The organism is Enterobacter mori LMG 25706, from assembly GCF_000211415.1.
In the GTDB taxonomy this organism is placed as follows: Bacteria; Pseudomonadota; Gammaproteobacteria; order Enterobacterales; family Enterobacteriaceae; genus Enterobacter; species Enterobacter mori.
This window is the reverse complement of sequence record NZ_AEXB01000006.1, coordinates 15,916-29,023: the sequence shown is the minus strand read 5'-3', so window position 1 is coordinate 29,023 and position 13,108 is coordinate 15,916. Positions and strand designations below refer to the sequence as shown.

The 13,108-nt window shown below is 52.3% G+C and carries 10 protein-coding genes; 8 read left to right on the top strand and 2 right to left on the bottom strand.

Annotated elements, in window-relative coordinates; all coding sequences use genetic code 11:
- Window positions 1-266: 266 nt before the first annotated feature.
- The 8 genes from secE to rpoC all read left to right on the top strand — a co-directional run bounded on the left by secE (window position 267) and on the right by rpoC (window position 12,359).
- Window positions 267-650, top strand: coding sequence for a preprotein translocase subunit SecE (secE, locus tag ENTMO_RS0100130; protein WP_003862342.1), 384 nt, complete (start codon window positions 267-269; stop codon window positions 648-650).
- Window position 651: 1 nt separating this feature from the next.
- Entirely contained in the window at window positions 652-1,197 is a 546-nt protein-coding gene (gene nusG, locus ENTMO_RS0100125) for a transcription termination/antitermination protein NusG (RefSeq protein ID WP_003862341.1), read from the top strand.
- Between the two features lie 156 nt (window positions 1,198-1,353).
- A complete protein-coding gene (rplK, locus tag ENTMO_RS0100120; RefSeq protein ID WP_008503452.1) occupies window positions 1,354-1,782 on the top strand; it encodes a 50S ribosomal protein L11 in 429 nt (142 codons plus the stop codon).
- Window positions 1,783-1,785: 3 nt separating this feature from the next.
- Window positions 1,786-2,490, top strand: a complete 705-nt coding sequence (gene rplA / locus ENTMO_RS0100115) for a 50S ribosomal protein L1 (RefSeq protein ID WP_006176745.1) — start codon at window positions 1,786-1,788, stop codon at window positions 2,488-2,490.
- Window positions 2,491-2,781: 291 nt separating this feature from the next.
- Window positions 2,782-3,279: a 50S ribosomal protein L10 gene (rplJ, locus tag ENTMO_RS0100110; protein WP_001207203.1), complete on the top strand. Its 498-nt coding sequence runs from the start codon at window positions 2,782-2,784 to the stop codon at window positions 3,277-3,279.
- A gap of 66 nt (window positions 3,280-3,345) precedes the next feature.
- The gene (gene rplL, locus ENTMO_RS0100105; protein WP_006176746.1) at window positions 3,346-3,711 is read left to right on the top strand and encodes a 50S ribosomal protein L7/L12; all 366 of its coding nucleotides are present in this window, start codon (window positions 3,346-3,348) and stop codon (window positions 3,709-3,711) included.
- Window positions 3,712-4,030: 319 nt separating this feature from the next.
- Window positions 4,031-8,059, top strand: coding sequence for a DNA-directed RNA polymerase subunit beta (rpoB, locus tag ENTMO_RS0100100; RefSeq protein ID WP_010425953.1), 4,029 nt, complete (start codon window positions 4,031-4,033; stop codon window positions 8,057-8,059).
- Window positions 8,060-8,135: 76 nt separating this feature from the next.
- The gene (gene rpoC, locus ENTMO_RS0100095; RefSeq protein ID WP_010425952.1) at window positions 8,136-12,359 is read left to right on the top strand and encodes a DNA-directed RNA polymerase subunit beta'; all 4,224 of its coding nucleotides are present in this window, start codon (window positions 8,136-8,138) and stop codon (window positions 12,357-12,359) included.
- Between the two features lie 115 nt (window positions 12,360-12,474).
- Here rpoC and ENTMO_RS0100090 read toward each other — a convergent pair whose 3' ends face one another.
- Complete coding sequence (locus tag ENTMO_RS0100090) at window positions 12,475-12,792, bottom strand: PTS lactose/cellobiose transporter subunit IIA (protein ID WP_010425950.1); 318 nt, start codon at window positions 12,790-12,792, stop codon at window positions 12,475-12,477.
- Window positions 12,792-13,100: a PTS sugar transporter subunit IIB gene (locus ENTMO_RS0100085; RefSeq protein WP_010425948.1), complete on the bottom strand. Its 309-nt coding sequence runs from the start codon at window positions 13,098-13,100 to the stop codon at window positions 12,792-12,794. Before ENTMO_RS0100085 ends, ENTMO_RS0100090 begins: the two co-directional genes overlap by 1 nt.
- Between the last annotated feature and the right edge of the window lie 8 nt (window positions 13,101-13,108).

Sequence of the window (13,108 nt, the reverse complement as noted above, 5' to 3'; positions counted from 1 at the left end):
CGTTGGCGCGGGCGTTGTTGCTAAAGTTCTCGGCTAATCGCTGATAACATTTGACGCAATGCGCAATAAAAGGGCATCATTTGATGCCCTTTTTGCACGCTTTCACATCAGAACCTGGCTCATCAGTGATTATTTTTGTCATAATCATTGCTGAGACAGGCTCTGCAGAGAGCGTATAATCCGAAAAGCGAATAAGCATTTCGATTTGGTTTGCCTCGCAATCGCGGGGTGAAAATGTTTGTAGAATACTTCTGACAGGTTGGTTTATGAGTGCGAATACCGAAGCTCAAGGGAGCGGGCGCGGCCTGGAAGCGATGAAATGGGTAGTTGTAGCCGTGCTGCTGATCGTGGCAATTGTTGGCAACTATCTTTATCGTGACATGATGCTGCCGCTACGCGCGCTTGCAGTGGTAATTCTGATTGCTGCAGCGGGTGGTGTCGCGCTGTTGACGACAAAAGGCAAAGCGACTGTCGCTTTCGCTCGCGAAGCACGTACCGAAGTCCGCAAGGTCATTTGGCCGACTCGCCAGGAAACATTGCACACCACGCTGATCGTAGCGGCGGTTACCGCTGTAATGTCACTGATCCTGTGGGGACTGGATGGTATTCTGGTTCGCCTGGTTTCCTTTATCACTGGCCTGAGGTTCTAAGATGTCTGAAGCCCCTAAAAAGCGTTGGTACGTCGTTCAGGCGTTTTCCGGTTTTGAAGGCCGCGTAGCTACATCGCTGCGTGAGCATATCAAATTACACAACATGGAAGAGTTATTTGGCGAAGTTATGGTTCCGACCGAAGAAGTGGTCGAGATCCGTGGCGGCCAACGTCGCAAAAGCGAGCGCAAATTCTTCCCGGGTTACGTGCTGGTTCAGATGGTGATGAACGACGCGAGCTGGCACCTGGTGCGCAGCGTACCGCGCGTGATGGGCTTTATCGGCGGCACGTCTGACCGTCCGGCGCCAATCAGCGATAAAGAAGTTGATGCGATTATGAACCGCCTGCAGCAGGTGGGTGATAAGCCGCGTCCGAAAACGCTGTTTGAACCGGGTGAGATGGTTCGTGTTAATGACGGTCCGTTTGCTGACTTTAACGGCGTCGTTGAAGAAGTGGACTACGAGAAGTCCCGCCTGAAAGTGTCTGTTTCTATCTTCGGTCGTGCGACCCCGGTAGAGCTGGACTTTGCACAGGTCGAAAAAGCCTAAGCAGCGATCAAAAAAGCAACGATTAAATCGTTGCACAAGGCGCGAGATTGGAATACAATTTCGCGCCTTTTGTTTTTATGGGTTACGGCCCGTAAAACGAATTTTATTCACGGGGAGCCTCTCTGAGGCGCTATCACCCAATCAGAGGATTTTAGAATGGCTAAGAAAGTACAAGCCTACGTCAAGCTGCAGGTTGCAGCTGGTATGGCGAACCCAAGTCCACCAGTTGGTCCAGCTCTGGGTCAGCAGGGTGTGAACATCATGGAATTCTGTAAAGCGTTCAACGCAAAAACCGAATCCCTGGAAAAAGGTCTGCCAATCCCAGTCGTAATCACTGTTTACGCTGACCGTTCTTTCACTTTCGTTACCAAAACCCCTCCAGCAGCAGTTCTGCTGAAGAAAGCGGCTGGTATCAAGTCTGGTTCCGGTAAACCGAACAAAGACAAAGTGGGTAAAATTTCCCGCGCTCAGCTGCAGGAAATCGCGCAGACCAAAGCTGCCGACATGACTGGTGCCGACATTGAAGCGATGACTCGCTCAATCGAAGGTACTGCACGTTCCATGGGCCTGGTAGTGGAGGACTAAGAAATGGCTAAACTGACCAAGCGCATGTCCGTGATCCGTGACAAAGTTGATGCGACCAAACAGTACGACATCAACGAAGCTATCGCTCTGCTGAAAGAACTGGCAACTGCTAAGTTCGTTGAAAGCGTTGACGTTGCCGTTAACCTGGGCATCGACGCTCGTAAATCCGATCAGAACGTTCGTGGCGCAACTGTACTGCCACACGGTACTGGCCGTTCCGTTCGCGTAGCTGTATTTGCTCAGGGTGCAAACGCTGAAGCTGCTAAAGCTGCCGGCGCTGAACTGGTAGGTATGGAAGATCTGGCTGATCAGATCAAGAAAGGCGAAATGAACTTTGACGTTGTTATTGCTTCTCCAGATGCAATGCGCGTTGTTGGCCAACTGGGCCAGGTTCTGGGTCCACGCGGCCTGATGCCAAACCCGAAAGTGGGTACTGTAACGCCTAACGTTGCTGAAGCGGTTAAGAACGCTAAAGCAGGTCAGGTTCGTTATCGTAACGACAAAAACGGCATCATCCACACCACCATCGGTAAAGTGGACTTTGACGCTGACAAACTGAAAGAAAACCTGGAATCTCTGCTGGTTGCGCTGAAAAAAGCAAAACCAACTCAGGCTAAAGGCGTGTACATCAAGAAAGTTAGCATCTCCACCACCATGGGTGCAGGTGTTGCAGTTGACCAGGCTGGCCTGAGCGCTGCTGCAAACTAATGCCTTTACGTGGGCGGTGATTTTGTCTACAATCTTACCCCCACGTTTGCTAACAAAAGTTAGCGGCTAACAGAATTGTTCGTTGGAGCCTGGCCTAATCCAGGCCTCCGTCGAAGACCGCAGGTGTTTCGCAAGAGACTTAATCCCCTGCGTAGACGGTGACAGAACGCTAAGATTATTTTTGAATACTCTGGCTTGTTTCTGCTCACCGTATTAAGACGCTCTCCTCGTTGGGGAGAGTGAAGTGAGTTCCGGGACATGAGTTCCGGCAAACATCCAGGAGCAAAGCTAATGGCTTTAAATCTTCAAGACAAACAAGCGATTGTTGCTGAAGTCAGCGAAGTAGCCAAAGGCGCGCTGTCTGCAGTAGTTGCGGATTCCCGTGGCGTTACTGTAGACAAAATGACTGAACTGCGTAAAGCAGGTCGTGAAGCTGGCGTATACATGCGTGTTGTTCGTAACACCCTGCTGCGTCGCGTAGTTGAAGGTACTCAGTTCGAGTGCCTGAAAGACACGTTTGTTGGTCCGACCCTTATTGCATACTCTATGGAACACCCGGGCGCTGCTGCTCGTCTGTTCAAAGAGTTCGCGAAAGCGAATGCAAAATTTGAGGTCAAAGCTGCAGCCTTTGAAGGTGAGTTGATCCCGGCATCGCAAATCGATCGCCTGGCAACCCTGCCGACCTACGAAGAAGCAATTGCACGCCTGATGGCAACCATGAAAGAAGCTTCGGCTGGCAAACTGGTTCGCACTCTGGCTGCTGTTCGCGATGCGAAAGAAGCTGCTTAATCGCAGTTATCTTTATAAAGCATTTGCTTACGTATAAACTTATTCTGATTTTCAGGAACAATTTAAATGTCTATCACTAAAGATCAAATCATTGAAGCAGTTGCAGCTATGTCCGTAATGGACGTTGTAGAACTGATTTCTGCAATGGAAGAAAAATTCGGTGTTTCTGCTGCTGCTGCTGTAGCTGTAGCTGCGGGCCCGGCTGAAGCTGCTGAAGAAAAAACTGAATTCGACGTAATTCTGAAAGCTGCTGGCGCTAACAAAGTTGCTGTTATCAAAGCAGTACGTGGCGCAACTGGCCTGGGTCTGAAAGAAGCTAAAGACCTGGTAGAATCTGCTCCAGCTGCGCTGAAAGAAGGCGTGAGCAAAGACGACGCAGAAGCACTGAAAAAATCTCTGGAAGAAGCTGGCGCTGAAGTTGAAGTTAAATAAGCCAACTTTTCTGGTTGCAGCCTAAGTCATTAGGCTGATGGCTGGTGACTTTTTAGTCACCAGCCTTTTTGCGCTGTAAGGCATCAGTAGCATTTCACACTGTTTGACTGCTGGTTGTCCTGACAATGCATGTTTCTATCGACGACTTAATATATTGCGACAGGGTGCTCGCTCTGTGTAAATCGCGACGAAATGATTTAAGCGTGATAGCAACAGGTATTGCGGAAAGTATTCAATTTTCCGGTCCACAAAATGGTGTTGCACAAACTGTCCCTTCGTCGGACAGATGGGTCGACTTGTCAGCGAGCTGAGGAACCCTATGGTTTACTCCTATACCGAGAAAAAACGTATTCGTAAGGATTTTGGTAAACGTCCACAAGTTCTGGACATTCCATATCTCCTTTCTATCCAGCTTGACTCGTTCCAGAAGTTTATCGAGCAAGATCCTGAAGGACAGTACGGTCTGGAAGCAGCCTTCCGCTCCGTGTTCCCGATTCAGAGCTACAGCGGTAACTCCGAGCTGCAGTACGTCAGCTACCGCCTTGGCGAACCGGTGTTTGACGTTCAGGAATGTCAGATCCGTGGCGTGACCTATTCCGCACCGCTGCGCGTAAAACTGCGTCTGGTGATCTACGAGCGCGAAGCGCCGGAAGGCACCGTTAAAGACATTAAAGAACAAGAAGTCTACATGGGTGAAATTCCACTCATGACAGACAACGGTACTTTCGTAATCAACGGTACTGAGCGTGTTATCGTTTCCCAGCTGCATCGTAGCCCAGGCGTCTTCTTCGACAGCGATAAAGGTAAAACACACTCTTCCGGTAAAGTACTGTATAACGCACGTATCATTCCTTACCGTGGTTCATGGCTGGACTTCGAGTTCGATCCGAAAGACAACCTATTTGTCCGTATCGACCGTCGTCGTAAGCTGCCTGCAACCATCATTCTGCGTGCGCTGCAATACACCACTGAACAGATCCTGGACCTGTTCTTTGAGAAAGTGATCTTTGAAATCCGCGACAACAAGCTGCAGATGGAGCTGGTGCCGGAACGTCTGCGTGGTGAGACCGCGTCGTTCGACATCGAAGCCGACGGCAAAGTGTATGTGGAAAAAGGTCGCCGTATCACCGCGCGCCATATCCGCCAGCTGGAAAAAGATGATATCAAACTCATCGAAGTTCCGGTTGAGTACATTGCAGGAAAAGTAGCCGCGAAAGAGTACGTTGACGAGTCAACGGGCGAGCTGATCTGCCCAGCGAACATGGAGCTGAGCCTGGATCTGCTGGCTAAGCTGAGCCAGTCTGGCCACAAACGTATCGAAACGCTGTTCACCAACGATCTGGACCACGGCGCGTATATTTCTGAGACTATCCGTGTCGACCCAACCACCGATCGTCTGAGGGCGCTGGTAGAAATCTACCGCATGATGCGTCCTGGTGAGCCACCAACTCGCGAAGCGGCGGAAAGCCTGTTCGAGAACCTGTTCTTCTCCGAAGACCGCTACGATCTGTCCGCGGTTGGTCGTATGAAGTTCAACCGTTCTCTGCTGCGTGATGAGATCGAAGGTTCCGGTATCCTGAGCAAAGACGACATCATCGAAGTGATGAAGAAGCTCATCGATATCCGTAACGGTAAAGGCGAAGTGGATGATATCGACCACCTCGGCAACCGTCGTATCCGTTCCGTAGGCGAAATGGCGGAAAACCAGTTCCGCGTTGGCCTGGTGCGTGTTGAGCGTGCGGTGAAAGAGCGTCTGTCTCTGGGCGATCTGGATACCCTGATGCCTCAGGATATGATCAACGCCAAGCCGATTTCTGCAGCAGTGAAAGAGTTCTTCGGTTCAAGCCAGCTGTCTCAGTTCATGGACCAGAACAACCCGCTGTCTGAGATTACGCACAAACGTCGTATCTCTGCACTCGGCCCGGGCGGTCTGACCCGTGAGCGCGCAGGCTTTGAAGTTCGAGATGTACACCCGACCCACTACGGTCGCGTATGTCCAATCGAAACGCCTGAAGGTCCAAACATCGGTCTGATCAACTCTCTGTCCGTGTACGCACAGACTAACGAATACGGTTTCCTCGAGACCCCGTATCGTAAAGTGACCGACGGTGTTGTTACCGACGAAATTCATTACCTGTCTGCTATCGAAGAAGGCAACTACGTTATCGCTCAGGCGAACTCCAACCTGGATGACGAAGGCCACTTTGTAGAAGATCTGGTTACCTGCCGTAGCAAAGGCGAATCCAGCTTGTTCAGCCGCGACCAGGTTGACTACATGGACGTATCCACTCAGCAGGTGGTATCCGTCGGTGCGTCCCTGATCCCGTTCCTGGAACACGATGACGCCAACCGTGCATTGATGGGTGCGAACATGCAACGTCAGGCCGTTCCAACTCTGCGTGCTGATAAGCCGCTGGTTGGTACCGGTATGGAACGTGCTGTTGCCGTTGACTCCGGTGTTACTGCAGTTGCTAAGCGTGGCGGTACCGTTCAGTACGTCGACGCATCCCGTATCGTTATCAAAGTTAACGAAGACGAGATGTATCCGGGCGAAGCGGGTATCGACATTTATAACCTGACCAAATACACCCGTTCTAACCAGAACACCTGTATCAACCAGATGCCTTGCGTATCTCTGGGTGAGCCAGTTGAGCGTGGCGACGTGCTGGCAGACGGTCCGTCCACCGACCTCGGTGAACTGGCGCTCGGTCAGAACATGCGCGTAGCGTTCATGCCGTGGAACGGTTACAACTTCGAAGACTCCATCCTCGTCTCCGAGCGTGTGGTTCAGGAAGATCGTTTCACCACCATCCACATTCAGGAACTGGCATGTGTGTCCCGTGACACCAAGCTGGGGCCAGAAGAGATCACCGCTGACATCCCGAACGTGGGTGAAGCTGCGCTCTCTAAACTGGATGAGTCCGGTATCGTTTACATCGGTGCTGAAGTGACCGGCGGCGACATTCTGGTTGGTAAGGTTACGCCTAAAGGTGAAACCCAGCTGACGCCAGAAGAGAAACTGCTGCGTGCAATCTTCGGTGAGAAAGCGTCTGACGTTAAAGACTCTTCTCTGCGCGTACCAAACGGTGTTTCCGGTACGGTTATCGATGTTCAGGTCTTCACCCGTGACGGCGTTGAGAAAGATAAGCGTGCGCTGGAAATCGAAGAGATGCAGCTCAAACAGGCTAAGAAAGACCTGTCTGAAGAACTGCAGATCCTCGAAGCGGGTCTGTTCAGCCGTATCTATGCGGTGCTGGTTGCCGGTGGCGTTGAAGCTGAGAAGCTCGACAAACTGCCACGCGATCGCTGGCTGGAACTGGGCCTGACCGATGAAGAGAAACAAAATCAGCTGGAACAGCTGGCTGAGCAGTATGACGAACTGAAACACGAGTTCGAGAAAAAACTCGAAGCGAAACGCCGCAAAATCACTCAGGGCGACGATCTGGCACCAGGCGTGCTGAAGATTGTTAAGGTTTATCTGGCCGTTAAACGTCAGATCCAGCCTGGTGATAAGATGGCAGGTCGTCACGGTAACAAGGGTGTTATCTCTAAGATCAACCCGATCGAAGATATGCCGCACGATGCTAACGGTACGCCGGTAGATATCGTACTGAACCCACTGGGTGTACCGTCTCGTATGAACATCGGTCAGATCCTGGAAACCCACCTGGGTATGGCTGCGAAAGGTATCGGCGACAAGATTAACGCCATGCTGAAGCAGCAGGAAGAAGTCGCGAAACTGCGCGAATTCATCCAGCGTGCCTACGATCTGGGTACCGACGTGCGTCAGAAAGTCGACCTGAACACCTTCAGCGATGATGAAGTTCTGCGTCTGGCGGAAAACCTGCGTAAGGGTATGCCAATTGCAACGCCGGTATTCGACGGTGCAAAAGAAGCTGAAATTAAAGAGCTGCTGCAACTGGGTGGTCTGCCAACGTCTGGTCAGATTACGCTGTTTGACGGCCGTACCGGTGAACAGTTCGAGCGTCCGGTAACCGTAGGTTACATGTACATGCTGAAACTGAACCACCTGGTCGACGACAAGATGCACGCTCGTTCTACCGGTTCTTACAGCCTGGTTACTCAGCAGCCGCTGGGTGGTAAGGCTCAGTTCGGTGGTCAGCGCTTCGGGGAGATGGAAGTGTGGGCGCTGGAAGCATACGGCGCAGCATACACCCTGCAGGAAATGCTCACCGTTAAGTCTGATGACGTGAACGGTCGTACCAAGATGTATAAGAACATCGTGGACGGCAACCATCAGATGGAGCCGGGCATGCCAGAATCCTTCAACGTACTGTTGAAAGAGATTCGTTCGCTGGGTATCAACATCGAACTGGAAGACGAGTAATTCTCGCTCAAACAGGTCACTGGTGTCGGGTTAACCCCCGACACCAGATTGTGCTAACTCCGACGGGAGCAAATCCGTGAAAGATTTATTAAAGTTTCTGAAAGCGCAGACTAAAACCGAAGAGTTTGATGCGATCAAAATTGCTCTGGCTTCGCCAGACATGATCCGTTCATGGTCTTTTGGTGAAGTTAAAAAGCCGGAAACCATCAACTACCGTACGTTCAAACCTGAGCGTGACGGCCTTTTCTGTGCGCGTATTTTCGGGCCAGTAAAAGACTATGAGTGCCTGTGCGGTAAGTACAAGCGCCTGAAACACCGTGGTGTGATCTGTGAGAAGTGCGGCGTTGAAGTGACCCAGACCAAAGTACGCCGTGAGCGTATGGGCCACATCGAGCTGGCGTCTCCGACTGCTCACATCTGGTTCCTGAAATCTCTGCCGTCTCGTATCGGCCTGCTGCTGGATATGCCGCTGCGCGATATCGAACGTGTTCTGTACTTCGAATCTTATGTTGTGATCGAAGGCGGTATGACGAACCTGGAACGTAACCAGATTCTGACCGAAGAACAGTATCTGGACGCGCTGGAAGAGTTCGGTGACGAATTCGACGCGAAGATGGGTGCGGAAGCTATCCAGGCCCTGCTGAAGAGCATGGATCTGGAGCAAGAGTGCGAGCAGCTGCGTGAAGAGCTGAACGAAACTAACTCCGAAACCAAGCGTAAAAAGCTGACCAAGCGTATCAAACTGCTGGAAGCGTTCGTTCAGTCTGGCAACAAGCCAGAGTGGATGATCCTGACCGTTCTGCCGGTTCTGCCGCCAGATCTGCGTCCACTGGTACCGCTGGATGGTGGTCGTTTCGCAACGTCCGATCTGAACGATCTGTATCGTCGCGTTATCAACCGTAACAACCGTCTGAAGCGTCTGCTGGATCTGGCTGCGCCGGACATCATCGTACGCAACGAAAAACGTATGCTGCAGGAAGCGGTAGATGCCCTGCTGGATAACGGTCGTCGCGGTCGTGCGATCACCGGTTCTAACAAACGTCCTCTGAAATCTTTGGCCGACATGATCAAAGGTAAACAGGGTCGTTTCCGTCAGAACCTGCTCGGTAAGCGTGTTGACTACTCCGGTCGTTCTGTTATCACCGTAGGTCCATACCTGCGTCTGCATCAGTGCGGTCTGCCGAAGAAAATGGCACTGGAGCTGTTCAAACCGTTCATCTACGGCAAGCTGGAACTGCGTGGCCTCGCCACCACCATCAAAGCCGCTAAGAAAATGGTTGAGCGTGAAGAAGCTGTCGTTTGGGATATCCTGGACGAAGTGATCCGCGAACACCCGGTACTGCTGAACCGTGCACCAACACTGCACCGTCTGGGTATCCAGGCATTTGAGCCAGTCCTGATCGAAGGTAAAGCTATCCAGCTGCACCCGCTGGTTTGTGCGGCTTATAACGCCGACTTCGATGGTGACCAGATGGCTGTTCACGTACCGCTGACGCTGGAAGCCCAGCTCGAAGCGCGTGCGCTGATGATGTCTACCAACAACATCCTGTCTCCAGCGAACGGCGAACCAATTATCGTTCCTTCTCAGGACGTTGTATTGGGTCTGTACTACATGACCCGTGACTGTGTTAACGCCAAAGGCGAAGGCATGGTGCTGACTGGCCCGAAAGAAGCTGAGCGTATTTATGGCGCTGGCCTGGCCTCTCTGCATGCGCGCGTTAAAGTGCGTATCACCGAATACGAAAAAGATGAAAACGGCGAATTCGTTGCGAAAACCAGCCTGAAAGACACGACCGTTGGCCGTGCCATTCTGTGGATGATCGTACCGAAAGGTCTGCCTTTCTCCATCGTCAACCAGGCGCTGGGCAAGAAAGCAATCTCCAAAATGCTGAACACCTGTTACCGCATTCTGGGTCTGAAGCCGACCGTAATCTTCGCTGACCAGACAATGTACACCGGCTTTGCTTATGCAGCGCGTTCAGGTGCATCTGTTGGTATCGATGACATGGTCATCCCAGAGAAGAAACACGAGATCATCTCTGAAGCGGAAGCCGAAGTTGCTGAGATCCAGGAGCAGTTCCAGTCTGGTCTGGTAACCGCAGGCGAACGCTATAACAAAGTTATCGATATCTGGGCAGCGGCGAACGATCGTGTATCCAAAGCGATGATGGATAACCTGCAGACCGAAACCGTGATTAACCGTGACGGCGTAGAAGAACAGCAGGTTTCCTTCAACAGCATCTACATGATGGCCGACTCCGGTGCGCGTGGTTCCGCAGCACAGATTCGTCAGCTGGCAGGTATGCGTGGTCTGATGGCGAAGCCAGATGGCTCCATCATCGAAACGCCAATCACCGCGAACTTCCGTGAAGGTCTGAACGTACTCCAGTACTTCATCTCCACGCACGGTGCTCGTAAAGGTCTGGCGGATACCGCACTGAAAACAGCGAACTCCGGTTATCTGACGCGTCGTCTGGTTGACGTTGCGCAGGATCTGGTTGTGACCGAAGACGATTGTGGCACCCTCGAAGGTATCACCATGACCCCGGTTATCGAGGGTGGTGATGTTAAAGAGCCACTGCGCGATCGCGTTCTGGGTCGTGTGACCGCGGAAGACATTCTGAAGCCGGGCACTGCAGACATTCTGGTTCCACGCAACACGCTGCTGCACGAGCACTGGTGTGACCTGCTGGAAGCGAACTCTGTTGACTCAGTGAAAGTGCGTTCCGTTGTATCTTGTGACACCGACTTTGGTGTATGTGCGCACTGCTACGGTCGTGACCTGGCGCGTGGCCACATCATCAACAAAGGTGAAGCAATCGGCGTTATCGCGGCACAGTCCATCGGTGAGCCGGGTACACAGCTGACGATGCGTACGTTCCACATCGGTGGTGCGGCATCTCGTGCGGCTGCTGAATCCAGCATCCAGGTGAAAAACAAAGGTAGCATCAAGCTCAGCAACGCGAAGTCTGTTGTTAACTCCGCAGGCAAGCTGGTTGTGACCTCTCGTAACACCGAGCTGAAGCTGATCGACGAATTCGGTCGTACCAAAGAGAGCTATAAAGTGCCTTACGGTGCGGTTATGGCGAAAGGTGATGGCGAGCAGGTTGCCGGCGGTGAAACCGTTGCAAACTGGGATCCACACACCATGCCGGTTATCACCGAAGTAAGTGGTTTCATCCGCTTCACTGACATGATCGACGGCCAGACCATTACTCGTCAGACCGATGAGCTGACCGGTCTGTCTTCTCTGGTGGTTCTGGATTCTGCTGAACGTACTGCCGGTGGTAAAGATCTGCGTCCTGCACTGAAAATCGTTGATGGTCAGGGTAACGACGTTCTGATCCCTGGTACCGACATGCCTGCGCAGTACTTCCTGCCGGGTAAAGCGATCGTACAGCTGGAAGATGGCATTCAGATCGGTGCGGGTGATGCTTTGGCGCGTATTCCTCAGGAATCCAGCGGTACCAAGGACATCACCGGTGGTCTGCCACGCGTTGCGGACCTGTTTGAAGCACGTCGTCCGAAAGAGCCTGCAATCCTGGCTGAAATCAGCGGTATCATTTCCTTCGGTAAAGAGACCAAAGGTAAACGCCGTCTGGTTATCACCCCAGTAGATGGCAGCGAGCCGTACGAAGAGATGATTCCTAAGTGGCGTCAGCTCAACGTGTTCGAAGGTGAACGTGTAGAACGTGGTGACGTGGTTTCCGATGGTCCAGAAGCTCCGCACGACATTCTGCGTCTTCGTGGCGTACACGCGGTAACGCGTTACATCACCAACGAAGTACAGGACGTTTACCGTCTGCAGGGCGTTAAGATTAACGATAAGCACATCGAAGTTATCGTTCGTCAGATGCTGCGTAAAGCAACCATCGAAAACGCAGGCAGCTCCGAGTTCCTGGAAGGCGAACAGGTTGAATACTCTCGCGTTAAGATTGCTAACCGCGATCTGGAAGCGAACGGCAAAATCGGTGCGACCTTCGCACGCGATCTGCTGGGTATCACCAAAGCGTCTCTGGCAACCGAGTCCTTCATCTCTGCAGCATCGTTCCAGGAGACCACGCGTGTTCTGACCGAAGCGGCTGTTGCTGGTAAGCGTGATGAATTGCGCGGTCTGAAAGAGAACGTTATCGTGGGTCGTCTGATCCCGGCAGGTACCGGTTATGCGTACCACCAGGATCGTATGCGTCGTCGTGCTGCGGGCGAACTGCCAGCTGCACCGCAGGTCACTGCAGAAGATGCATCCGCGAGCCTGGCAGAACTGCTGAACGCAGGTCTGGGCGGTTCCGACAACGAGTAATCGTTGATGCCCGGTAACAAACATTACCGGGCATATGCCTCGTAGGTCGGGTAAGCGTAGCGCCACCCGACAATAAAAAACCCGCCTCGGCGGGTTTTTTTACATCTGTATGTTATTAGTTTACCAACGGGATCCGTCGATAAAGTTCAATCATATCGCCCGCCAGATCCTGAATGACCATCGCGTTCATCAGGTGATCCTGGGAGTGAACGGTGATCAGGTTAACCGGAAGCTTCCCGGTCCCTTCGTCAAGACCGATAAGCTGCGTCTGGATCGTGTGCGCATGCTTCACATATTCGCGCGACTCTTCCATCGCCTTCTCGGCTTCGTTAAAGTCGCCTTTACGTGCCATCTGCAGTGCGGTCAGAGCAGCACTTCGCGCCGCGCCCGCGTTCACCAGCAGTTCCATGATTGTGGTTTCTAAGTCTTCCATTATGACTCCAGCAGCTTGAGCGCTTTTTCCAGTACGGCATCACCTTTCATCATGCCGTAATCCATCATGTCGATCACCGCGACTTTTTTGCCCAGCGGGTCGGCCTGCGCCTGAAGTTTCGCCTGCTCGTATTTTACCTGTGGCCCCAGTAATACGATGTCGGCCGTCGCGATATTGTCTTTAAACTCCGCGACCGGAACGGCTTTAATGGTGACTTCAACCCCTTTTTTCTGCGCGGCATCTTTCATACGTTGAACCAGCATGCTGGTTGACATTCCCGCTGCACAGCATAAAACGATGTTCTTCATAATCAGCC